The organism is Nocardia sp. NPDC050799, from assembly GCF_040654015.1.
In the GTDB taxonomy this organism is placed as follows: domain Bacteria; phylum Actinomycetota; class Actinomycetes; order Mycobacteriales; family Mycobacteriaceae; genus Nocardia.
This window is the reverse complement of sequence record NZ_JBFAHF010000018.1, coordinates 129,446-149,635: the sequence shown is the minus strand read 5'-3', so window position 1 is coordinate 149,635 and position 20,190 is coordinate 129,446. Positions and strand designations below refer to the sequence as shown.

The window sequence follows — 20,190 nt, the reverse complement described above, 5'->3', positions numbered from 1 at the left end:
CGGCCGGAGGTCGCGCACATCCCACCTCGAGAACCGGGCGATCAAATGTGTTCGGCAACTCGGCGGGACGGGACCACAGCCAGTCACCCCGGGCATTGCCGGCCGATTCGTGCTCGGGCTGCGGGAGAGCAAGCCGGGTACGGCTCTCGTCGTGCCCACACTTCTCGGTTATCGAAAATCAACCATCTCGGGTCGGAAGCGGGTGGTGCCAGCGTGCCGCCGACGCGCCCGGTGGGGCCGCCAGCGCAGCCAGGCCACGCCGGGTTGCGTGGCGGCGGCGCGCAGGCGCCGCCGCTCTTGAACCTATATGGCGAAATTCGGCAACCACTCGTTGAAGGGGTTGGGTGCACGGCATCCTGTGCCACGACAGAGGTTTCCCGTGCTGTCGGACAATGGTTCGGAGTGCTCGATTCCGTAGACCGGTGAGGCTTGCGCGGTGCTACAGTTGGGTGGCTAGCCACCTAGGGAAGGGATTGGCGTCATGTCGAATGCAACGCATCAGTCGCGCCTCAGTGAGGTACTCAAGGCGTACATGCGTGCGCACGGATTGACGCGGCATGAGGAGATGGCGCGCGTTCTGGGCGTCGATCGGACCTTGGTGTCCAAGTATCTGAGTGGCGCGAGGGTTTGTCGGGATGTGGACCAGTTGCGCCACTTCGCGGAAGCGATGGATCTGCCGCCCGAGACCTTCGGCCTGATAAGCCCTCCCGATATGGCGCAAGCTGAGAGGGACGACGCGGTTACGGAGTGGCGGTTGGTTCGGCAAACGCTCAATCGGAACCGGCATGCGCTGACGGCCGCGGCCGCCCGCCTGTACTGGGACGTGATCCCAATCGAGGGGACAACGTGCATCACTCGGCCAGAGTGGATGGCATCGGAGCCTGTCGACTTGGACTCGATTGTTCTCGATTTTGATGGCGAGGCTGATCCGCCTGAAATCAACGGCGGTGAGGCCGAGTCGGATCCGTATCGCCCCATGCGGCCCAACGGTGAGAGGTTCGGCCGGTACAGTCAGGCGATTCGGGCCATCGCACAGCCGACGCTGTTCGAGAATCGAACGTCATATCGTCTGCTCGACGCGTCGTTCAGCGACACCACGCCTCGGATGTCGTTTGGGTTGACCACATACTTCGACATGGTGGACGTGTGCGAGGTCGTCGCGCACGAGACGGCGTCCGCCTGGGTTGCAGGACAAAGGGAACGCCTAGATCTTCAGGAGTTGCCGTTTCGTAGGCGGATCGGAGACTTGTTCGATCCTCGTCGTCGGCCGATCCTGCCCAGCATTAACACCCTGACGATTCGACGGGCGCCTGAAGGTGACACCTTCTTTCTCCACCGGCGTGGATCGACGATGGTGACACTCGCTGCCGGTCTCGCGCACATCATCCCGGCCGGGGTGTTCCAACCTGCGGCCATCGGACAGGCCAACATCGCGCGAGATTTCGATCTGTGGCGCAACATGCTGCGCGAATTCTCGGAGGAGTTCTTGGACTCTCCGGAGCACGACGGTAGTAGCGGAACGCCGGTCGACTACGACGATGAGCCGTTCCGTACGCTGACCGAGGGTCGACGTGCAGGAAAGTTGAAGGCTTGGTGCTTCGGAATGGGCATCGACCCTCTTGCACCGGCAGGCGAGATTCTGACCACGGTGGTCATAGATTCCGACGTATTCGACGCTGCTTTTCCGCGCCTGGCCCCGCGCAACGCCGAGGGCGAACTCTACCCCTCGGACATGGGCACAGTCGGGATTGGGTGGACCGATGTGAACGTGCGCCAAGCGCTTTTCCGCGAACCTCTGGCAGCAGCGGCGGCAGCATGCATCGCCCTGACGTGGCGGCACCGTGACCTCTTGTTGGAGTAATGACAAGATGGCGGTGTGCGGGTATTGGTGACGGGAGCGAACGGGTACGTCGGTCGCGCGGTGGTGGCATCATTGGCGCACCGTGGTCATGAACCGATCGCGATGGTACGCACACGGGGGAAAGAGATCGCGGGTGCCGAGAGGGTTCGAGTCGCGGATCTGCTCGATCACGAATCGTTGTGCCGGGCCGTTCAAGATGTGGATGCGGTGTGCCACCTCGCCGGGTTGACCAGGGCCCGCGAGTCGGTCGAGCATCCATTGCGCTACTTCCGCGTCAATACCGCGGGCACTCTCGGGTTGCTCGATGCAATGGCGCGCGGCGGAGTGCATCGGCTGGTTTTTGCATCAACCGGATCCATCTATGGAACGCCGGATCGGCAGCCGATGACGGAGGACCTTCCCGCCGCACCACCTCATCCGTATGCAGGTAGCAAACTGGCTGCGGAACTTGCAATCGAGGCGCAGTGTGGTGCGGGCGAACTGTCCGCACTCATTATTCGGATGCTGAACGTCGCCGGTGGAGACGACCCCGATCCAACTCGTCTCATACCTCGCGCCATCAGCGCGACTACGGGTGAGTCCGTCCTGGCGGTCAACGGGGATGGCTCGGCGGTTCGTGACTATCTGCATATCGCCGACGCGGCGGACGCTTTCGCTGCCGGTATCGACCATCTCCCAGCGCTGGGGCATTCGGCAACGTACAACGTCGGCAGCGGTGCGGGCAGCAGCGTCAACGATGTAATCGTGGCAGTGGAACGTGCTACAGGACAACGTGTCTCGGTGGAAAGCCGTCCGCCTGCCGCAGAGCCGGGCATCTTGATCAGCGACCCATCCAGGGCGATAGCGGAGCTCGAATGGTCGCCCGGTCGCTCAAGCATCGATGCCATCGTTCAGGACGCATGGTCGACGGTCAGCGCGTCACACTGAACCTCACTTTGAGGGCGGGTCTCGTCTAGTCGCGTCGGCGGTTTCCGAAGGCGACGGGCGCGCGGGGAGCGCATCCGTATCGCCAGCGAGCCAGTGTAAGAACTCGATCACGTGGGAGTTCATGTTCGACCCCACCTGTTGCACAGCGTCCTGAGCCCGCTTGTACAGCTCTGGGTCCGGCCGATAAACGCGTGCTGGGTGCTGATGCTTGCTCGGCATAGATACCAGCATGTCACGGTGGCTAGCCATTGGTCGACTAATGCTGTACCGTTCGAGGTGGCTAGCCACCCTGATCTGCTGTGACGCATCGTCACATTCCAGGGTTCGGAAGTCGCTCAAGCTGAAATCAGTCAACCAAGAGGAGTTCACGATGGCTATGAAGAATCTGTGGTTCACCCCGGCGTTCACCGACGCGTTCCCGATGGGTTTGTTCCTGCTCGGCGAGGTCGAGCCCATGACGGAGTTCAACTCCGACCGCAACGCCCCGAAGCGTCAGCGTCTGGACCTGGATGCGGAGGGCAACGGCTCCGGTAAGCGGCTGTGGAAGGCCACGGTCACCGATCCGGCCGCCCCGAACGCGAAGCAGGCGAGTTTCGATCTGGTGTTCGTGGCCGATCAGATGCCGGTTCCCTCGACTCCGGAACTTGCGCCGGGTATGCGGCCGATCGTGTTGGAGGGGTTGCAGGTCAAGCCGAAGATCGCTGGTCAGGGCGAGTTCAAGTCGATCGGCTGGAACATCCGGGCGACCGGGTTCGCCGGGGACAACTCCGGTGCCAAGCAGGCTCCGGCTGACCCGGGTGCTGCTCGGTCCAGCAATAAGGCGGCGTGATGCGGGCGGCGGATCAGTCGGTGGGCATGCGTCTTGCGCACGGGTCCGCCGCACTCATCATCCTCGGGGTAGGGGCGGCGGCGTTCCGGCTGTCGTTCTCCACCCTGGAAGACCTCGCCCGCCTGGCCCGGATGCCTGCCGATGATGCGTGGTTGTTCCCGCTGATCGTGGACGGAACCATCCTGCTGGCCACCTTCGGGCTGCTGGTCTGCGCCCGCCACAAGTCCGAACGCAATTTCTTCCTCGGTGTGCTGGTGGTCGGCTCCCTGGTGTCGGTCGCCGGGAACTCGGTCCACGCTGTCGCGGCCGGTCAACCGCTCCCGGGCTGGGCGGCGGCACTGGTGGCGGCGGTGGCTCCGATATCGCTGTTGGTCGATACCCACGGGCTGGCCCTGCTGTTCCGTGTCGCTGCCCGCCAGCGCGCCGAAGCCCATGCCGAACCCGTGGCCGAACCCGAATCTGCCTCGGTGACTTTGCCGGCCGAATCTGCTCCCGATCCCGAACCGGTTGCAGTGCCTGCGCCTGTTCTCACCCCGGTCCCGGCTCCGGCCCCGATTGCTTCGACTCCTCCTGTCCGTTCTCCGCGGCCGGTGCAAACGATGCTGCCGCTCGCTGTCCCTGTTGGGAGTGCCTGATGCTTTCCCCTGACCTATTCATCTTGGGCGGTTCCGCTGCTGCGACCGCCTACACCCTGTGGCGCTGGCGTCGCCTCGACGGTGTCACCGATCCCGCTTCGGCCGACGAAACCGCTGGTGTTCCGGTGGAACTGGGCCCTGCTGCCTCGATCGTCACCGATTCCGCACAGCTGGCCCTGATGTGGCCTGCCCTCGGCCTCGGCTCGTGGGAGAACGGCTACCCGACCATCACCGCGGCCACGTTGACCGATGCCGGGATGCTGGTGGAAGTCCAGATGCTGGGCGGTCAGTCATTGCAGCACTGGGCAAACGATGCCACCCGCGAGGCCCTGGCCGCCTACTTCGCCGTTCCCGAAGTCCGCGTGACCAGTCCGCATCCGGGGTTCGTGCACCTGGAACTGCGCACCGTGGACACCCTCGCCGACTCGGTACCGGTCACGAGCCTGCTGGCCTATGGGGTGGATCTGGAAGCTGTGCCGGTCGGGGTGACCGAAGAGCATGACGTGTGGCGGTTGCGGGTCATGTACTCCCACATCCTGATTGCTGGCGCGACCGGTTCGGGTAAAGGCAGCGTGTTGTGGTCGATCGTGAACGGCCTCGGCCCCGCGATCAAAGCCGGACTCGTCGACGTCCTGCTGGGTGACCCGAAAGGCGGCATGGAGTTCGGGGCCGGTGAGGACCGGTTGTTTACCGATTTCCAGTGGACCGCTGACGGCATCATCACCATGTTGACCACGGCCGTGGCCGACTTGGAGGAACGCAAGGCCCGGTTCAAAGCAGCCGGTATCCGCAAGTACACACCGAGTATCGACGAACCGCTGCAGGTCATCGTCATCGACGAATACGCGGCGTTGTCGGCGTTCGCGACCCGCGAGCAGGTCACCGAAGGGCTGCGGCTGCTCGGGCTGCTCCTCACTCAGGGCCGGGCGGTCGGTTACAGCGTGATCGTGGCGTTGCAGGACCCGTCCAAGGAGAACATGCCCAACCGGCAACTGTTCTCGACCCGGATCGGCCTGCGCTTCGACGAACCGTCCCAAACCAGCATGGTCCACGGCCAGGGCGCCAAGGACCGCGGTGCCCGCTGCCACGAGATCGCGGCCACCACACCCGGTGTCGCCTACGTCGGCCAGGACGGCAGCAACGAGTTCCGGCGGGTCCGCGCCTTCTGGGTCTCCGATACCGATATCGACCGCATCGTCGACACCTACTCCCCGGCCCCGCCCGACCTCACTCCGCAGGCCGATTACAGCGGATTCGACCCCGACGACCTCGGCGACGAACCGACCCCGATCGCGGCATAACCCGCGACCAGTCCACCACCGCGAACGGAGAAAACCTCATGACCCGCAACACGATCCCCGCCGACGTGATCGACCTGTCCGCCCACCGCCGCTGCGCCCTCGAACGCGCCGGACACGACCCCGTCTCGGTCGCCGTGGGCATGCTCGCCGACACCGGACAGCTGCCCGGCTGGGACTTCACCACCTATCACGACGACGACGGTTCCGGATGGGCGGCATGACCAGCACCCCGGCCACCGACCAGCCCAACGAACGCCCCCACCTCGTCGTGCAGGCCACCGACCACACACCCCGCGAACAGTCCCGCCGGGTTCATAAGAACCTGCACGAACCCTGCCCTGACCAACTCGCTTTGTTCGATCCGGAGAACCCGTCATGAACACCACGACCACGCTCACCACCGGGACCACTACGGCCACTGTCACCACCGGCCCTCAGAAGCGGCGTGATCTGTTCGACCTGCTCGGCCTCGCGGTCCTGAACACCGGCTGGTACCTGATCATCGGTGCCGGGGTCGCGGTCCACTGGGCGATCCTGTTCCCGGTCATCTCCGTCCCGTTCCTGCTCGCCGGTATCAGCGGGTATCTGTTCGGGTGGCCTGTCGGAGTCGCGGAAGCCGCGTACGCGGTGGTCGTGATCTTCGGGTTCCGGCGCCGCTTTCCCGACCTGTTCGCCCGCTGGGTCACCGACCGTGCCCGGACCCGGTTCCTGACCTGGTGGCGCTACCGCCGCAACTGGACGCGTCTGATGAAAGCCTGCCGCCTCACCACCACCACCGAAACCGGCACCGCCACACCGAAACTGCTCGCGGTCGGCATCGGTGACGGCACCGACCGGGTGCAGCTGCGGATGCTGGAAGGCCAGTCCCCGGCCGATTTCGAGATGCGCGCCGAGACCATCGCCCACGCCTTCAAAGCCGAGCAGTGCCACGCCAGCATCGTCGGCCCCGCCACCGTCGAACTGCGATTCCGCCACGGTGACGCCCTCGCCGACACCGTGCTGGCCCCGCGGGTGGATCAGTGGACCAAACCGGAAGGAGTCACCGCCTGATGGACATCACTACGGCCTCGACCGATAGCGGGGTCGTCCCGGTCCGGCAGACAGCGGCCCAGCGTCGTAGCCTGCCGGACTTCCGGGATGTCGCCCAGGAACTGGCGGAGAAGGAACACATCTGTGTGCGTCCGATTCCGATGCTGTCCTACGACTCCAAGACTCTGACCGAGCAGTACATCGGCGCCCCGTGCAAGTCCACGATCGCCTCGGTGTGCCCGGCCTGCGCCGACAAGGCCCGGTTCCTGCGCATCACCCAGTCCCGCGAAGGCTGGCACGTCGACTCCGAGCCGGAGAACGAGAAAATCCGCCCGACCGAGCAGCAGACGGCGTTGCTGGCGGCTCGTTCGGACCTGTTCGAGACCTTCCAGCAGGCCAAGGCCGAGGGTGACGCGGACATGATGTCCGGTATCCGGGAAGTCGTCGCCGACCTCGACACCGAGATGAAAGAGTCCGGGTTCCGGGGACGGCTGCCCGCCCTGGATCGGGAGCCGAAACCGCGTCGTGCTCGCTCCACTCGTCGACGGCAGGATGCCCCGAACCTGCCCCGGCTCAAGGTCGAAAAGACCACGGTCGGCCGCGAATACGCCGGGGGACACCGGCCCTCGATGTTCATCACCCTGACCATGCCCTCCTACGGGGCCATCAACCGCGACGGCGCGATCAACGACAAGGGCGAGGTTGTCGGTGACGGTTCACCCCGGCACCCGGACTCCTACGACTACGCACGCGCGGCCCGCGACATCGTGCACTTCTCCGCATTGTTCGACCGGTGGATTCAGAACCTGCGCCGGGCGGTGGGCTGGAACATCCAGTACTTCGCCACTGTCGAACCCCAGAAACGCGGCGCCCCGCACCTGCACATCCTGATCCGGGGCACCGTGTCCCGCGACCTCATCCGCCAGGTCACCGCCGCGACCTACCATCAGGTGTGGTGGCCCCCGCACGACCGGGGCAGCGAGGTCTACACCGGCGATATCGTCCCGGTCTGGGACCCGGCCCGGCTGACCTTCGTCGACCCGGCCACCGGTTCGCCGCTGCTGGCCTTCGATGACGTGCAAGATCTCCTCGACGATGTGGAGGATCTGGACCCGGCGCATGTGGTGCGGTTCGGGGATCAGATGGACCGCTCCGATATCCGGGGCTACGTTGCCGGCCGAAAAGCCGATCGCGCTGTCGGCTACGTAACCAAGTACCTGACCAAGTCGATCGCCGAAGTCCTGGACACCGACTCCGACCGGACCCGCCACCACTACAACCGGTTGCACGCCGAGCTCCAGCACACCCCGTGCTCGAAACGGTGCCCTGTCTGGCTGCGCTACGGCATCGTCCCCGAAGGCGCGTCCGAGAAGACCATCCCGGGGCGCTGCAAGGGCAAAGCGCATCGTCGGGACACTCTCGGCCTGCCCGGTCGCCGGGTCCTGGTCTCCCGGCAGTGGTCGAACAAGACCCTCCCGGATCACAAGGCCGACCGCGTCGAGTTCGTCCGGCAACTCCTCGCGTCGGTGGGGATCGTCAAACCCGACACCTCGCATTTGAAGCTGTCGATAGTGCGGCCCGGTGACCGTTCGGCCCCGCCCCGCGATCACCTGATCATGGCGTCGGTCGCTCAGCGCAAGGTCTGGCGGGCCGAGTACACCCGGGCACTGCTCGCGGCCGGTCCACCAGCACAGCAAGACGCTTCGGCATTCTCGGTAGCGGCATAGGAGGCAGGATGGAAACTCAACTGGTTGATGGTCGCTGGTACTCGACCGCGGAATTGGCTGTACTGCTGGGTATCGATCCGTCGAGCTTGCGGCGGTGGCGCACGGCCCGCCCTCCCTATGGGCCCGCCTTCGTCCGGGTCTCTGCTCGCGTCGTGAAGTATGCGGCTGAAGATATCGAGATGTGGCTTCGCGCGAAGCGAACCGACCCCGCCGAGCTGGTTGCGTGATGTCTGATCGCGTGAATATTCCTGTCGGCGTGCGTCTTTCGTCGGACATCGAGGAGCGCTCGGACTACGGTCGTCGGCCGTTCAAGGCTCGGGTTCGCTGGACCGATCCCGCGACCAAGAAACGGCCCTCACTTTCGGAACCGTTCGAATCCCGGGAAGAGGCAGAGGAGTGGATTGCTCGTCTCGTCCGGCTCGCTTCCCAGGGCGTAGACCCGAAGACGGCGACGATGACGCTGGCCGAATACGGTGCGGCGAATATGGATCTGGCGCTGCGGGGCTTGGAGAAGAAGAGCACTGATCCATATAGCGCGGGTTGGCGCAAGCGGGTGGTTCCGAGTTTGGGGCATTTGTCGGTCGCGATGCTGACCAACGGTGCGGTGGACCGTGCGGTCGTGAGCTGGATCGGCGACGGTGTCGGGAAATCGTCGGTGAAGAACAGCCTTGCTGTGCTGGTGCGCGTGATGGAACAAGCAGTACGGGACGGGCTTCGGGAGACCAATCCGGCTCGGGTACGTGGCTGGCAGAAGCTGTACCAGCAGATCGAGGACGAACTCGACGACCCGCGGGCCCTCGCGCTCCCGAACTGGACAGCCCTGACAACCCTTGCCGATGCTCTCGTTCAGCGCTCGGCAGATCGGTACCGCGGATGGGGTGACGTGGTGATCTTCGCCGCGTGCACGGCGTCCAGGATCGGCGAGGTCTCCGGCTGCCGTGTCGGCGATATCGACACCGATACATGGACATGGCGAGTGCGCCGTCAGACAACCCCCTCGCCGGGCGGCATGGAGGACAAAGGCACCAAGGGCAACCGTGCCCGGCCTGTCCCGCTGATCGAAGAAGTTCGGCAACTCGTCTCGGACCGGCTCGATGCGGTCGGACGGGACAAACCCGATGCGCGCCTGTTCTGCGGACCTCGGGGCGGGCGGATCGCTACCGGTGTTCTGCGGGATGCCACGCATTGGGATGAGGTCGTCACATCGCTGGGGTATGAGCATCTGCGCCGGCACGATCTCCGGCACACCGGTCTGACGTGGATGGCCGATGCCGGGGTGAGCTTGCACGTGCTTCAGAAGATTGCCGGCCACGCCGACAGCCGGACGACCGAGCGATATCTACACCCGGATCAACAGGAGATCACCGGCGCCGGAGACAAGCTCTCCAAGCACCTGCGGTCCCGTTCTGGTCCCGCTCTCCGGGTGGTCGGATGACAAAGAAAACCCCTCCTGAGCTGGTCAGGAGGGGTTTTCTAACTGTCGGGCTGACAGGATTTGAACCTGCGACCACTTGACCCCCAGTCAAGTGCGCTACCAAACTGCGCCACAGCCCGTTGCGCCGTGTGTTCCGGCGCCCGATGAGATTACCTCAGAGGTGTTCGAGACCGGAAATCGGCAGGTTGAGCGGGGTGTTGTCGGATTTCCGCGCGGTCTCTGCTCGTCCTCGGAACGTGTAAGGCGCGTGGGCGGCTCGGGGTAGTTCCGCACGGAGATCCGGGGCCTCGTCCTGTGCGCCGGAACCCGGGATGCTGTCCGGACCGGACGGCTGCCGCCTCCGGCGGTCGACAACCGCCGCATCCGGCCGGGGAGATCGGTTCCCCGTGCGATGGGATGCCTGGTGGCAGGCGTCACGTGCCCTGTGGAACAGCCTCCCGGTCGTCTCTGTTGAAACCCCTGTCGGCGTCCGGACAGTCGCGGGCCGCACCCTTTGTCGCTACGCGCGACCACTCGCCGAGAGGCGCTTGTTGGACGGCTTCCCGACCGGACGCCGCTGGGCTCATCGCCCGGCGGCGTTTCGCTGTCCCGTGTCCCATCTCGTCCGATCGCTGGATCAGTGCGCACCCCATGGCCGGTTGCGCCCACCGCCCCACTGGAGTGTGAGCTCGAGCTGGGCATATTCTGGCGGGCGCAGCTGGTTCATCCCGCGCTGTTTCGCTGTGCGTGGGATGTCGAAGCCTGTCGTCCGGTGTCGGTGACACCGTGGGACGGGTGAGAGGGAACCAGGTGGGAATCCGGGTCTGTCCCGCAGCGGTGAGCGGGAGCGACCGCCGTCACACGCACTGGGCCGGGGTCCGGGAAGCGACGGCGCGGTAGTAGCAGCCCGGGTGCGGACCCGGGTCGGCCGAGTGAGGTCGGTGCCCGCGAGTCCGAAGACCTGCCGGTTGTGCCGGGCGCGCCGTGTCCGGTGGCTGTCGCCTCGCGGATCGGGCGTTACGCCGGCGTCTACGCACCGGGCCGGGCCCGGGTGCGTCGGTCGCGCGCGTTCGCGGGTGGTGGTCGTTGGTGCTACCGATGGAGCGTGCGACGTGCCGGCCTCTTCGAAGCCGTCCAGCGCGAACATGAATGCGCCGCCGCGGCTCTCGCGCGGGCCGGTGCCGGCGGCCCGGTTCGCTGTCGTTTTCGTGCGGACCGCTGTATTGGGCGGTTCGATGTCTGTCAGTCGTCCTGCGAGGAAAGGTGCCGACGGTGGAGAAGATGTACGGCGGGGGCCGGTTGCGTGCGTTGCGGGAGCAGCGGGGGCTGTCCCAGTCGGGGCTGGCCAAGGCGCTCGGGTTGTCGGTGAGCTATGTGAACCAGCTGGAGAACGATCAGCGGCCGCTGACGGTGCCGGTCCTGATGCGCCTGACCTCCACCTTCGATCTGGAGGTGGGGTTCTTCGCGCCGGAGACCGATGCCCGGCTGCTCGCGGACCTGCAGCAGGTGTTCGCCGAGGATCCGGAGACGGCGGCGGTGACCGGTAGCGAACTCGACGATCTGCTGTCCCGGGCGCCGACGGCGGCGCGACTGCTGATCAGCCAGCATCGGCGGCTGCGCACGGCCGAGGGACAGCTGGACCAACTCACCGCCGGAATCGACGGTCCGGCGGCGGCCCCGCGAGCCGCGATGCCCTACGAGGACGTGCGGGATTACTTCTACGATCGGCGCAATCACATCGCGGCCCTGGACACCGCCGCGGAGGAACTGTTCACCCGGAGCGGGTTCGCGCTGGGCGGGTTGGATCTGCAGCTGGCGCGGCTGCTGCGCGACGAGTTCGGTGTGGTGGTGCGGATCCGTTCGGAGGATCCCGGCAGGCCGGGGCCCAAGCGGGTGTTCGATCCGCAGGCCCGCGTGCTCACTCTCGCGCGGCGCCTGACCGCGGGTCAGCGGGCGTTCCAGCTGGCCACGCAGCTGGCGTTTCTCACGCAGTCCGAGGTGCTCGACGAGCTGCTCGAAGAGACCGGGGTGCTACCGGCGGAGTCGCTGCGGCTGCTGCGTATCGGGTTGGCGAACTACTTTGCCGGCGCGCTGATCCTGCCCTACGGGCGGTTTCTGGATGCGGCCGAGCGGTTGCGCTACGACATCGACCTGCTCTCCGCGCAATTCGAGGTCGGGTTCGAGACGGTCTGCCATCGCCTGTCGACTCTGCAGCGGCGGGGGCAACGCGGTGTGCCGTTCTTCTTCGTCCGCACCGACCGGGCGGGAAATATCTCGAAACGGCAGTCCGCTACCGCTTTTCACTTTTCCCGGGTCGGGGGGAGTTGTCCGCTGTGGGTGGTGCACGACGCTTTCGCGACCCCGGGGCGGATCCGCACGCAGATCGCCGAGATGCCCGACGGACGCACCTATCTCTGGCTGGCCCGCACCACCGGGGAGAGCAACCCCGGATATTTGGCACCGGCACGTCATTTCGCTGTCGGTCTCGGGTGCGACCTCGCCTTCGCGGAGAAGCTCGTCTACTCGCGTGGGCTCCCCGTGCGCGATTCGGCGGTCGCTGTCCCGATCGGTGCCGGCTGCCGGGTCTGTGAACGCACCGCGTGCGCGCAGCGGGCGTTTCCGCAGATCGGCCGTCCGCTCGCGGCCGACGAGAACCGTCCGGCGAATACTCCCTACGCACCGGCGAGCAGGACTCGCTGACGCAACCCGTACCGGCTTCGGTCGAGGATTGATAGGGGAGTGCCAACTGTGCGGCGGTGGGCTCCAACGGCGATTCCGGGCGCTGAGACGCTTGCTTGCCGCTCCCGCCGCCCACTCCACGGTGCCGGCGCTGTGGCCGCGTGGCGGTGTCGGGGATTCGCCGTAGCGCGGCCATTGGCCGGGCGCCTCCGGCGGCGCGTTCGGCAGCAGCCGGCCGTGCGCGACACACATCGGCTCGCTGGCCGAGGCAAGACCGGAGACGATCCGGATGCGGCGGCAGGTCGGGGGAGGGCCCTGGCGGTGTGTGACTCCGGGTGGCGTGCCGTGGCCGGGCGGATCGCCGCCGGGTCCGGCCCGGCGACGTGCGTCTTTCGAGCCCACAATGCGTTCGCTGCCAGATTATCGGTGAAAATTCGGGGATTATTCCTTCCGATTTTGGATCACTACCGGTACCGATTCCGATGCATGCCGAAATCGGACACTCGAAATTCCGTGAACTGGTAATACCCATTATTTTCTGTTAACGGCCCGGTGCGCACCATTTATCGCGATGTGCGCGCGGGCGCCCCGCTGCGAGACCGGATCGTGTGCCCGGTTCGCCGCGGCCGGTGTCAGTGCAGGTCGGGGTGTTTGTCGTCCTTCCGCAACTTCCGCAAATTCGCAGAATTGACTCTGCAGAATTCGCCTTCTGCAACCCGTTTCCGCGGGCCTGGACTCTCGGTAGCGTGCGAATCGAGTGAATCCCACCGATCGCCTGGAGGTCCTGGACCGTGAAGAATCATCTCGTCCGCACCCACCGTTCGGCGCAATATTTCCCCCGTGAGGAGCACCTGGCGTGGCAGATCGCCGAGGTGGCGACCGATCCGGTGGAGGTCGCTCCGGAGACCGCGGAGATGATCGTCAACCGGATCATCGACAACGCGGCCGTCGCCGCGGCCGCATCGGGCCGGTGCCCGGTCGTCAATGCCCGGGCCCAGGCGCTGGCCCACCCCTATCGGCCGGGGGCGACGGTGTTCGGTGTCGAGGGCCGGTACTCGCCGGAGTGGGCGGCCTGGGCCAATGGTGTGGCGGTGCGCGAGCTCGATTTCCACGACACCTTCCTGGCCGCCGAATACTCCCACCCGGGCGACAACATCCCCTCGATTCTGGCGGTCGCCCAGCACGCCGGCCGCACCGGGCGTGACCTGCTCCGTGGCCTGGCGACCGGCTACGAGATCCAGATCGATCTGGTGCGGTCGATCTGCCTGCACGAGCACAAGATCGATCATGTGGCCCATCTCGGCTCGTCGGCCGCGGCCGGTATCGGCACGTTGCTCGGCCTCGACACCGAGACCGTCTATCAGGCCATCGGCCAGGCTCTGCACACCACCACCGCGACCCGCCAATCGCGCAAGGGCGAGATCTCGAGCTGGAAGGCCTACGCCCCGGCATTCGCCGGGAAGATGGCGGTGGAGGCCGTCGATCGCGCGCTGCGCGGGGAGGGGGCGCCCGCGCCGATCTGGGAGGGCGAGGACGGGGTGATCGCCTGGTTGCTCGGGGGCCCGGAGGCCGAGTACTCGGTGCCGCTTCCGGGGCCCGGGGAACCCAAGCGGGCGATCCTGGAGTCCTACACCAAGGAGCATTCCGCGGAGTATCAGAGTCAGGCACCGATCGACCTCGCCCGCCGGATGCGTGAGCAGATCGGGAACCTGGACCAGATCGCCTCCATCGTGCTGCACACCAGCCACCACACCCATGTGGTGATCGGCACCGGATCGAACGATCCGCAGAAATTCGACCCGCGGGCCTCGCGGGAAACGCTCGACCATTCGGTGCCCTATATCTTCGCCGTCGCCCTGCAGGACGGTACCTGGCACCACGAGCGGTCCTATGCGCCCGAGCGCGCGCAGCGCCCCGACACCGTGGAGCTGTGGCGCAAGATCTCCACCGCGGAGGATCCGGAGTGGACCCGGCGCTACCACTCCACCGATCCGCGCGAGCAAGCGTTCGGCGCCCGCGCCGAGGTCACCCTGAAGAGTGGGGAGGTGATCGTCGACGAACTCGCCGTCGCCGACGCCCACCCGCTCGGCGCGCGGCCCTTCGCCCGCGACCAGTACATCGCCAAATTCCGCGCACTCGCCGAGGGCGTGGTCGATCCGGCCGAGCAGGACCGCTTCCTCGAGGTGGCCCAGCGTGTGGGGGAGCTGTCCGCGGAGGAGCTGTCGCAGCTGAGTTTTATCGTCTCGCCGGATGTGCTCGCCCGCGCACCGCGCTCTCCGAAGGGACTGTTCTGATGACCGGGCTGCTCGCGGCGCCGACGCCCGCGGCGGACAAGCGTGCCGCGTTCCGTGCCGGCCTGGCCTCCGGGCGGATCCAGCGCTTCCCCGGTGCCTTCAACCCCCTGGTGGCGTCCCTGATCCAGGAGATCGGCTTCGACGGCGTGTACGTCTCGGGCGCGGTGCTCTCCGCCGAACTGGGACTGCCGGATATCGGCCTGACCACGCTCACCGAGGTATCGGGACGCGGGCAGCAGATCGCCCGGGTCACCGATCTGCCGGTGCTCATCGACGCCGATACCGGTTTCGGCGAGCCGATGAACGCCGCCCGGACGGTCACCGTCCTCGAAGACGCCGGCATCGCCGGCTGCCACCTCGAGGACCAGGTCAACCCGAAGCGCTGCGGACATCTCGACGGCAAGGCGGTCGTACCCACCGCGGAAATGGTTCGTCGGCTGCGGGCCGCCGTCTCCGCCCGCCGCGATCCGGACTTCGTGATCTGCGCGCGTACCGATGCCGCGGGAATCGAGGGAATCGACGCGGCGATCGAGCGGGCACAGGCCTATGCCGAGGCCGGCGCGGACCTGATCTTCACCGAGGCACTGCGCACGCCCGCGGCATTCGAGAAGTTCCGCGACGCGGTGAGCACGCCGCTGCTGGCGAATATGACCGAATTCGGTAGGTCGGAGCTGATCCCGGCCGCCACCCTCGAATCGATCGGATACAACGTGGTGATCTATCCGGTCTCCACCCTGCGGCTGGCGATGTACGCCGCGGAGGCGGGCCTGCGCGAGATCTACGCCGCGGGAACGCAATCCGGCCTGCTGGACCGTATGCAGTCCCGCAGCCGCCTGTACGAACTGCTGCGGTACGAGCGCTACAACGAATTCGATTCGGCCATATTCGATTTCACTCTGGGAAGGGACCAGTGATGAGCACAGCGTCGCTCGGCGAGCCGGTGCGGGGTAGGGCCGCGGCCGCGACACCGACCATCTGCAAAGGGCTGGCGGGTGTGGTCGTCGATACCACCGCGATCTCGAAGGTGGTGCCGGAAACCAATTCGCTCACCTACCGCGGGTACGCGGTGCAGGATCTGGCCGCCCACTGCTCCTTCGAGCAGGTGGCATATCTGCTCTGGTACGGCGAACTCCCGTCCCACGCCGAACTGGAGCGGTTCCAGCAGCGGGAACGGGCCTCGCGCCGCGCCGGCCGGTCGTTGCTGTCGCTGGTGGCGAAATTGCCGGAGAGCTGCCACCCCATGGACGTCGTCCGGACCGCCATCAGTTACCTCGGTGCCGAGGACCCCGCCGAGGAGGACAACTCGGCGCCGGCCAATCGCGCCAAGGCGCTGCGGATGTTCGCGGTGCTGCCGACGATCGTCGCGGCCGATCACCGCCGTCGCCACGACCTCGATCCCATCGCACCGCATTCCCACCTCGGCTACGCCGAGAACTTCCTGCACATGTGTTTCGGGACCATCCCCGCGCGGGATCTGGTGCAGGCGTTCGAGGTCTCGCTGATCCTCTACGCCGAGCACAGCTTCAACGCCTCCACCTTCGCCGCCCGCGTGGTCACCTCGACGCTGTCGGATATCTACAGCGCCGTCACCGCCGCCATCGGCGCGCTCAAGGGCCCGTTGCACGGCGGCGCCAACGAGGCCGTCATGCAGCACATGATCGAGATCGGTGACCCGGCGCTGGCCGGCCAGTGGCTGCGCGACAGGCTGGCCAGGAAGGAGAAGGTGATGGGCTTCGGCCACCGGGTCTACAAGAACGGTGACTCCCGGGTGCCCACCATGAAACAGGCCTTCCTGGATATCGCCGCGGCCACCGACGGACAGCGGTGGGTGCGAATGTACGAGGCCCTCGAGCGCGCCATGGACGAGGCCACCGGGATCGAGCCGAATCTCGATTTCCCGACGGGTCCCGCCTACCACCTGCTCGGCTTCGATATCGAGGTCTTCACGCCGATATTCGTCATGAGCCGGATCACCGGATGGACCGCCCACATCATCGAACAGGGTGAATCCAATGCGCTGATCCGGCCGCTGAGCGAATACGTGGGCGTCGCACAACGCCCGGTCGTGGCCTGAGGCCGGAGCCGGGCCGGGCAGGTCACCGCTTCCCGGACCGCCGGTGGCTACGTGTCCGGGCCCGGTCGTGGGCGACCGCCAGAAGTTCCCGCACGGTTTCGGCGGTGTTCGGGCCCGGCGCCACCACGGCCAGCCATCCGAGCTCGCCGTACACCGGGTGGGCGATCACGGTGTCGGTCACGGCGGGGTCCGTGCAGGCGGGTTCCGGGTCGCGGGGAGCGCGGCCGGTCCAGGTGGTGAACAGCTCCCTGCCGGCGTGAATGTTCACCCGGAAGACGCCGGGCCGGTCGAGCCGGGACCGCTCGTCGCCGGGGTAGTTCTTGGTGACGAGGGTGGCGAAGGGCTGGGTGTTGGCCGGGACCGCGCCGTCGGGCGCGTAGAAGAAGAACGCGTCACCCCACGCGATCTCGGGGGTGCCGTCGCCGGGGCGGGGTTGCTGGATCAGTACGCCGTCGCGGGCACCGAGGTATTCGATGATCTCGTCGAAAGTCATGTCTTCGAGCGTTACATTGAAGTGCTTATGGAGAGTTGTAGCGCGAACTGGCCGGAAACTGCGACCCGAAGTCGCAACTCCGCAGGTCTGCGGACCGCCGATATCGCCCGTGCAACCGGCTATTCGGTCCAGCAGATCCGCAACCTCGAACGTGACGGTGTGCTCCCGCCCGTGGCGCGTACACCCAGTGGGTACCGGGTGTACGGGGAAGCTCATCTGTGGGCGGTCCGGGCCTATCGCGCGCTGGCGGCCGGCGTCGGCCCGGTCGAAGCCAAGCGGATTCTGCGCGAGGCGCGGGAGCGGGGCCCGTCCCGGCTGTTCGCGCTGCTGGATCACGCACACGCCGAGCTGGACCGGGAACGCCGGGACCTCGCGTTCGCGCGGGAGGCGGCCCGGGCCATCGCCGGCGAGCCGCTCGACGATATCCGGCCGGCCGACGACATGAGTATCTCCGAACTGTCCCGTGCGCTCGGGATCCGGCCCTCGACGTTGCGGCACTGGGACGCCGAGGGGCTGGTCGTGCCGCAGCGTGCCGAGGGCGCGACCCGCCGGTACCTGCCCGGTGATGTCCGGATCGCGCGGCTGGTCCACCAACTCCGCCTCGCCGGGTACGGTATCTCCGCGCTGCGGGAACTGATTCCCTCGTTGCGGGGCGCCCACGGCTGGGACGAGATCGGCCGGGCCCTGGCGGCGCGGGACGCCGGGCTCGACGCCCGGTCCGCGGCCCTGTTCGAGGCCGGTGCCGCGCTGTACATGCTGCTGCGTACGGAGCGCGGCCGACGCCTCCGGGTCAGGCGGTGCTGACCCGCCAATCGGTGGGGCCGAACTGCTCGGTGCGGATCCGTCCGGCCGGGATACTTTGCTCCAGCAGCGTGCCGCGGACGGTGTGCAGAAAGGTGGTGGGGCCGCAGAGGAGGAACTCGGCGTCGCCGGGGAAGGCGGAGACATCGAGGTCGAACTTGTCGTGCGCGAGATCATCGGTGTGGTCTCTGTAGCGCCAGCGCAGGCCCAGCGCGGGGAGCCGGGTGGCCAGGGTGGACAGCCGGTTGGCCAGCGGCCGGGTGCCGGGGGCGCGGTCGGTGTGGTCCAGGTGCACCTGCCGGTCCGGGGCATGGGCGGCCAGGTATTCGAGAATGCCGATCATCGGCGTGATTCCGATACCGGCCGAGATCAGGATGAGCGGTGTCGTGGCGCCGGGGTCCACGGTGGCCTCGCCGAACGGCAGCGTAATCGTCAGGGTGTCACCGAGCCCGATCCGGTCGTACAACCGGGTCGAAACCTCTCCGGCGGGCCGCCCGGCCGCGCGATCGACGCGTTTCACCGCGAACACGAGACGTCCGTCCCCGGGCAGGCCGAGCAGGCTGTACTGCCGCAGCTGCCGGGCGCCGTCCGCCAGCGAGATGCCCACCGAGATGTACTGGCCCGGAGCGTATCCGGGGAAGGGCCGGACCGGATCGGCGGATTCGACGGTGAACACCGCGACGCCGGCGGGATCGTCTTCCCGGGCCGTCACCAGCGCCTCCCGGAAGACCGCGCCGGGTGCGACCCCGGACTCCGCATAGAGCCGGTTCTCCAGGGCGATGAGCGCGTCGGCCATCAGCCAGTACACGCGATCCCAGGCGGCGGCGATCGGCTCGGTGACCACCTCGGCACCGAGGACGGCGACGATGGCGGCGAAGAGGTGTTCGTGGACCACGTTGTACTGCTCGGCGGTGATCCCGAGGGAGGCGTGTTTGTGGCCGATCCGGGAGAGCATCGAATCCGGCTGCGGGGCAGTGGGATCGACGAGCCGGGCGGCGAAGCGGGCGATGGATGCCGCCAGCGCGCGCGGCTGGCTGCCCTGGGCCTGGTCGCCGCGGTTGAACAGGTCTCGGCCGAGCCGCGGATGCCGATCGAACAGGTCGCGGTAGAAGGTGGCGGTGATCGCGTCGAGATGCGCCTCGACCAATGGCAGCGTGGCACGGACGATTTCGGCGTGCCGGGTATCGAGACCGGGTGGCGTGGTGGTCATATCGGTGTCCTTCACTCCACCGCAGCGCTTGCCCGCGGCCTGCACCCGCAGTGGTTGTACTCAACGGATTATTCATTTACATAGTGACCTATACAACCAGCTAACTTGATTTAATTGGACAGAATTAACAGTTACTTGTTTGATTTGTTCGCGGTCGAGGGACCCCTGATGCACCGATTCGGCGTCCACCTACCGGGTAGTCGGGCGAGGTGACAGGGCACGAATATGTCGGCTACCTCGTGGTCGTGGTCCTCGTCGTGCTGGCGCCCGGGCCGGATACGGTGATCACCCTCCAGCACTCGGTACTGGGTGGACTCCGCGGCGGCGCCCGGGCGGTGGCGGGTATCTGCGCCGCCAGTCTCGTCCAGGGCAGTGCGGCGGCACTGGGTGTGGGAGCGCTGATCACCGGATCGCAACCGGTGTTCACGGCGTTGCGGTGGCTCGGCGCGGCCTATCTGTGCTTCCTCGGGGCGCGGGCGCTGTGGTCCGCCTGCCGCGGTGACGGTCCCGGCTGGACAGCCGACGGCGGCGGTGACCGCGCGTTCCGCGCCGGATTCCTCAGCAATATCACCAATCCGAAGATCCTGGCCCTGTATCTGTCGGTCCTCCCGCAGTTCCTGCACGCGGATTCCGGTGTCGCCCACGCATTGCTGCTGGCCTATACCGTGGCCGTGCTCGGTTCGCTGTGGTTGCTGTGCCTCGCGGCATTCGTCCATCGGGTCCGGCCCTGGTTGGCCCGCCGGGTGGTGCGACGGCTGCTGGACGCCGTGGCAGGGGCGGCGCTGGTGACCTTCGGCGCGCGCCTGGCGAGCGACTGACCCCGGCTCCCGGCCGGTGTGTGGCGTGCTGTCCGCACTCCTCCGGTACGGGACCCGGTCCCGGGCTCCGCCGCCGGGCCCTGGACCGGAGAACCGCG

19 protein-coding genes, 1 tRNA gene and 1 riboswitch are annotated in these 20,190 nt (G+C 67.0%); of the genes, 17 read left to right on the top strand and 3 right to left on the bottom strand.

Going from position 1 to position 20,190, the window contains the following annotated elements; all coding sequences use genetic code 11:
• Positions 1 to 481 precede the first annotated feature (481 nt).
• From AB0H42_RS20220 to AB0H42_RS20170, 11 genes are all read left to right on the top strand, one after another.
• Complete coding sequence (locus AB0H42_RS20220; protein ID WP_357057845.1) at positions 482 to 1,861, top strand: helix-turn-helix transcriptional regulator; 1,380 nt, start codon at positions 482 to 484, stop codon at positions 1,859 to 1,861.
• Between the two features lie 15 nt (positions 1,862 to 1,876).
• Positions 1,877 to 2,788, top strand: a complete 912-nt coding sequence (locus AB0H42_RS20215; RefSeq protein WP_357057843.1) for an NAD-dependent epimerase/dehydratase family protein — start codon at positions 1,877 to 1,879, stop codon at positions 2,786 to 2,788.
• A gap of 370 nt (positions 2,789 to 3,158) precedes the next feature.
• Positions 3,159 to 3,617: a hypothetical protein gene (locus AB0H42_RS20210; protein WP_357057841.1), complete on the top strand. Its 459-nt coding sequence runs from the start codon at positions 3,159 to 3,161 to the stop codon at positions 3,615 to 3,617.
• Positions 3,617 to 4,252 (top strand): DUF2637 domain-containing protein, encoded by a 636-nt coding sequence (locus AB0H42_RS20205; protein ID WP_357057839.1) that lies wholly within the window; start codon positions 3,617 to 3,619, stop codon positions 4,250 to 4,252. The genes AB0H42_RS20210 and AB0H42_RS20205 overlap by 1 nt, the downstream gene beginning before the upstream one ends.
• Entirely contained in the window at positions 4,252 to 5,553 is a 1,302-nt protein-coding gene (locus tag AB0H42_RS20200) for an FtsK/SpoIIIE domain-containing protein (protein WP_357057837.1), read from the top strand. Before AB0H42_RS20205 ends, AB0H42_RS20200 begins: the two co-directional genes overlap by 1 nt.
• Positions 5,554 to 5,591: 38 nt before the next feature.
• Positions 5,592 to 5,774: a hypothetical protein gene (locus tag AB0H42_RS20195; protein ID WP_357057836.1), complete on the top strand. Its 183-nt coding sequence runs from the start codon at positions 5,592 to 5,594 to the stop codon at positions 5,772 to 5,774.
• Positions 5,771 to 5,932 (top strand): hypothetical protein, encoded by a 162-nt coding sequence (locus tag AB0H42_RS20190; protein WP_357057834.1) that lies wholly within the window; start codon positions 5,771 to 5,773, stop codon positions 5,930 to 5,932. Before AB0H42_RS20195 ends, AB0H42_RS20190 begins: the two co-directional genes overlap by 4 nt.
• The gene (locus AB0H42_RS20185; RefSeq protein ID WP_357057832.1) at positions 5,929 to 6,603 is read left to right on the top strand and encodes a hypothetical protein; all 675 of its coding nucleotides are present in this window, start codon (positions 5,929 to 5,931) and stop codon (positions 6,601 to 6,603) included. The genes AB0H42_RS20190 and AB0H42_RS20185 overlap by 4 nt, the downstream gene beginning before the upstream one ends.
• Positions 6,603 to 8,309, top strand: a complete 1,707-nt coding sequence (locus tag AB0H42_RS20180) for a replication initiator (RefSeq protein WP_357057830.1) — start codon at positions 6,603 to 6,605, stop codon at positions 8,307 to 8,309. The genes AB0H42_RS20185 and AB0H42_RS20180 overlap by 1 nt, the downstream gene beginning before the upstream one ends.
• Before the next feature lie 8 nt (positions 8,310 to 8,317).
• Positions 8,318 to 8,536, top strand: coding sequence for a helix-turn-helix domain-containing protein (locus AB0H42_RS20175; RefSeq protein WP_357057828.1), 219 nt, complete (start codon positions 8,318 to 8,320; stop codon positions 8,534 to 8,536).
• Positions 8,491 to 9,744 (top strand): site-specific integrase, encoded by a 1,254-nt coding sequence (locus tag AB0H42_RS20170; protein ID WP_357057826.1) that lies wholly within the window; start codon positions 8,491 to 8,493, stop codon positions 9,742 to 9,744. Before AB0H42_RS20175 ends, AB0H42_RS20170 begins: the two co-directional genes overlap by 46 nt.
• 45 nt (positions 9,745 to 9,789) lie before the next feature.
• On the opposite strand, the gene AB0H42_RS20165 is transcribed toward AB0H42_RS20170, so the two are convergent.
• Positions 9,790 to 9,863, bottom strand: a tRNA-Pro gene (locus AB0H42_RS20165).
• Positions 9,864 to 10,476: 613 nt separating this feature from the next.
• Positions 10,477 to 10,707: riboswitch (cobalamin riboswitch) on the top strand.
• A gap of 288 nt (positions 10,708 to 10,995) precedes the next feature.
• Between AB0H42_RS20165 and AB0H42_RS20160 the strand changes: the two genes are divergently transcribed.
• From AB0H42_RS20160 to AB0H42_RS20145, 4 genes are all read left to right on the top strand, one after another.
• Complete coding sequence (locus tag AB0H42_RS20160; RefSeq protein WP_357057825.1) at positions 10,996 to 12,423, top strand: short-chain fatty acyl-CoA regulator family protein; 1,428 nt, start codon at positions 10,996 to 10,998, stop codon at positions 12,421 to 12,423.
• Positions 12,424 to 13,193: 770 nt separating this feature from the next.
• Positions 13,194 to 14,696, top strand: coding sequence for a 2-methylcitrate dehydratase PrpD (prpD, locus tag AB0H42_RS20155; RefSeq protein WP_357057823.1), 1,503 nt, complete (start codon positions 13,194 to 13,196; stop codon positions 14,694 to 14,696).
• Complete coding sequence (gene prpB, locus AB0H42_RS20150; protein WP_357057821.1) at positions 14,696 to 15,610, top strand: methylisocitrate lyase; 915 nt, start codon at positions 14,696 to 14,698, stop codon at positions 15,608 to 15,610. The genes prpD and prpB overlap by 1 nt, the downstream gene beginning before the upstream one ends.
• The gene (locus AB0H42_RS20145) at positions 15,610 to 16,770 is read left to right on the top strand and encodes a bifunctional 2-methylcitrate synthase/citrate synthase (protein WP_357057819.1); all 1,161 of its coding nucleotides are present in this window, start codon (positions 15,610 to 15,612) and stop codon (positions 16,768 to 16,770) included. The genes prpB and AB0H42_RS20145 overlap by 1 nt, the downstream gene beginning before the upstream one ends.
• 22 nt (positions 16,771 to 16,792) lie before the next feature.
• Here AB0H42_RS20145 and AB0H42_RS20140 read toward each other — a convergent pair whose 3' ends face one another.
• Complete coding sequence (locus tag AB0H42_RS20140) at positions 16,793 to 17,263, bottom strand: DUF6194 family protein (protein WP_357057817.1); 471 nt, start codon at positions 17,261 to 17,263, stop codon at positions 16,793 to 16,795.
• 27 nt (positions 17,264 to 17,290) lie between these two features.
• On the opposite strand from AB0H42_RS20140, the gene AB0H42_RS20135 reads away from it, so the two are divergent.
• Positions 17,291 to 18,067, top strand: a complete 777-nt coding sequence (locus AB0H42_RS20135; RefSeq protein ID WP_357057815.1) for a MerR family transcriptional regulator — start codon at positions 17,291 to 17,293, stop codon at positions 18,065 to 18,067.
• Here the strand turns inward: AB0H42_RS20135 and AB0H42_RS20130 are convergent.
• Positions 18,054 to 19,274, bottom strand: a complete 1,221-nt coding sequence (locus AB0H42_RS20130) for a globin domain-containing protein (protein WP_357057813.1) — start codon at positions 19,272 to 19,274, stop codon at positions 18,054 to 18,056. The genes AB0H42_RS20135 and AB0H42_RS20130 overlap by 14 nt on opposite strands.
• A 209-nt stretch (positions 19,275 to 19,483) precedes the next feature.
• On the opposite strand from AB0H42_RS20130, the gene AB0H42_RS20125 reads away from it, so the two are divergent.
• Entirely contained in the window at positions 19,484 to 20,092 is a 609-nt protein-coding gene (locus AB0H42_RS20125) for a LysE family translocator (protein ID WP_357057811.1), read from the top strand.
• The last annotated feature ends 98 nt before the right edge of the window (positions 20,093 to 20,190 follow it).

What these genes read in the sequence shown, in the direction of transcription:
- AB0H42_RS20220 (WP_357057845.1), top strand. Translation starts at nt 482, where the DNA reads ATGTCGAATGCAACGCATCAGTCGCGCCTCAGTGAGGTACTCAAGGCG.
- AB0H42_RS20210 (WP_357057841.1), top strand. Translation starts at nt 3,159, where the DNA reads ATGGCTATGAAGAATCTGTGGTTCACCCCGGCGTTCACCGACGCGTTC.
- AB0H42_RS20205 (WP_357057839.1), top strand. Translation starts at nt 3,617, where the DNA reads ATGCGGGCGGCGGATCAGTCGGTGGGCATGCGTCTTGCGCACGGGTCC.
- AB0H42_RS20200 (WP_357057837.1), top strand. Translation starts at nt 4,252, where the DNA reads ATGCTTTCCCCTGACCTATTCATCTTGGGCGGTTCCGCTGCTGCGACC.
- AB0H42_RS20195 (WP_357057836.1), top strand. Translation starts at nt 5,592, where the DNA reads ATGACCCGCAACACGATCCCCGCCGACGTGATCGACCTGTCCGCCCAC.
- AB0H42_RS20190 (WP_357057834.1), top strand. Translation starts at nt 5,771, where the DNA reads ATGACCAGCACCCCGGCCACCGACCAGCCCAACGAACGCCCCCACCTC.
- AB0H42_RS20185 (WP_357057832.1), top strand. Translation starts at nt 5,929, where the DNA reads ATGAACACCACGACCACGCTCACCACCGGGACCACTACGGCCACTGTC.
- AB0H42_RS20180 (WP_357057830.1), top strand. Translation starts at nt 6,603, where the DNA reads ATGGACATCACTACGGCCTCGACCGATAGCGGGGTCGTCCCGGTCCGG.
- AB0H42_RS20175 (WP_357057828.1), top strand. Translation starts at nt 8,318, where the DNA reads ATGGAAACTCAACTGGTTGATGGTCGCTGGTACTCGACCGCGGAATTG.
- prpB (WP_357057821.1), top strand. Translation starts at nt 14,696, where the DNA reads ATGACCGGGCTGCTCGCGGCGCCGACGCCCGCGGCGGACAAGCGTGCC.
- AB0H42_RS20145 (WP_357057819.1), top strand. Translation starts at nt 15,610, where the DNA reads ATGAGCACAGCGTCGCTCGGCGAGCCGGTGCGGGGTAGGGCCGCGGCC.
- AB0H42_RS20140 (WP_357057817.1), bottom strand. Translation starts at nt 17,263, where the DNA reads ATGACTTTCGACGAGATCATCGAATACCTCGGTGCCCGCGACGGCGTA.
- AB0H42_RS20135 (WP_357057815.1), top strand. Translation starts at nt 17,291, where the DNA reads ATGGAGAGTTGTAGCGCGAACTGGCCGGAAACTGCGACCCGAAGTCGC.
- AB0H42_RS20130 (WP_357057813.1), bottom strand. Translation starts at nt 19,274, where the DNA reads ATGACCACCACGCCACCCGGTCTCGATACCCGGCACGCCGAAATCGTC.